The organism is Kitasatospora sp. NPDC059088, from assembly GCF_042738155.1.
GTDB lineage: Bacteria > Actinomycetota > Actinomycetes > Streptomycetales > Streptomycetaceae > Kitasatospora.
The window spans coordinates 1-1,408 of the sequence record NZ_JBHYGR010000306.1; the positions used below are offsets into that span (position 1 = coordinate 1).

The following is a 1,408-nucleotide window of genomic DNA, read 5'->3' on the forward strand; positions in this document are numbered from 1 at the left end:
GGCACCCTCCCCCCCCTTGGCCCGCGGGGGGGCGGGCCCGGGGGGGGGGGGGGGGGCGCGGGTTCGGGCGGCCCCGGGCCCAGTCCGAGGAGGTGGCCCAGGAGGTGCTGCTGGAGGTGTGGCGCACCGCCGCCCGCTACCGGGCCGAGCGCGGCGAGGTCATGCCCTGGGTGCTGACCATCGCCCACCGGCGCGCGGTGGACCGGGTCCGGGCCGCGCAGGCCGCCGCCGACCGCGACCAGCGGGCGGCCGCCGCCGCCCACGCCCCGGTGTTCGACGAGGTCGCCGAGCAGGTCGAGGGCCGGCTGGAGCGCGAACAGGTGCGGCGCTGCATGAGGACGCTCACCGATCTGCAGCGGGAGGCGTTGACACTCGCCTACTACCGCGGCTACACCTACCCCCAGGTGGCCGAGGTCCTCGGCGCACCGCTGGGCACGATCAAGACCCGGATGCGCGACGGACTGATCCGGCTGCGCGACTGCCTGGGGGTGGGAGCATGACCGTCGCCGACCTGCACACCCTGACCGGCGCCTACGCCACCCACGCCCTGGAGCCGGCCGAGAGCGCCGAGTTCGAACGCCACCTGGCCGGCTGCCCGGCCTGCGCCCTGGAGGTCGCGGAGTTCGCCGCGACCCTGGCCAGGCTCGCCGCCGCGGACTCCGTCGTCGCGCCGGAGGCCCTCAAGGCCAGGGTGCTGGCCGCGCTGCCCACCCTCCGCCAGGAGGCCCCGCGCACCGCTCCCCCCGCCGTGGACGCCCGCCGGCCCGGGCCGCTGCGCCGCGGCCTTCCGAGGCTGGCGCTCGCCGCCTGCCTGGCCCTGGCGGTCGGCGCCGGGGGCGTCGCCGTCCAGCAGCACCGGGAGGCCGACCGGGCCCGGGCCCGCGCCACCGCGCTCCAGCAGGCGCAGGACCACGTCGCGGGCCTGCTCGCCGCGCCCGACGCCCGCACCGCCACCGGGGTGGCGGCGGGCGGGGCGGGCGTGGGGACGGTGGTGTGGTCGCCCAGCCGGGACCGGGCCGCGTTCCTGGCCTCCGGGATGCCGGCGCCGGGCGCGGGCAGCACCTACCAGCTGTGGTTCAACGACGCCGGGACGATGCGTCCGGCCGGACTGCTGCCGGGCGGCGACGGGGCACTGCTGCTGTCCGGGCCGCTGGACAAGGCCAGCGGCATCGGCGTGACGGTCGAACCGGCGGGCGGCTCGGCGCACCCGAGTTCGGCCCCGGTGATGCTGCTGTCCTTCGGCTGACCTGGCTCGCCGCGCCCACCCCGTGGTCCCGGCGCAGGCTCCGGACCGACCTCCGGACCGACCCGGAACGGGATCCGAACCGGTTCCGGGCCTGCCGCGGGGGGGGGGGGCGCCGGGGTCGAGCCGGGGAGCCCGGGGGGGGGGCCGCGGGCGCCCCCCACC

2 protein-coding genes are annotated in these 1,408 nt (G+C 79.5%); both read left to right on the forward strand.

Annotated features, from left to right (window positions below; translation table 11 throughout):
• On the forward strand, positions 1 to 500 hold a 500-nt coding region (locus ACFWXO_RS45540), incomplete at its 5' end, for a sigma-70 family RNA polymerase sigma factor (protein WP_380533184.1).
• On the forward strand, positions 497 to 1,246 hold the full coding sequence (locus tag ACFWXO_RS45545) for an anti-sigma factor domain-containing protein (protein WP_380533187.1): 750 nt from the start codon (positions 497 to 499) through the stop codon (positions 1,244 to 1,246). The genes ACFWXO_RS45540 and ACFWXO_RS45545, both read left to right, overlap by 4 nt.
• Positions 1,247 to 1,408 lie beyond the last annotated feature (162 nt).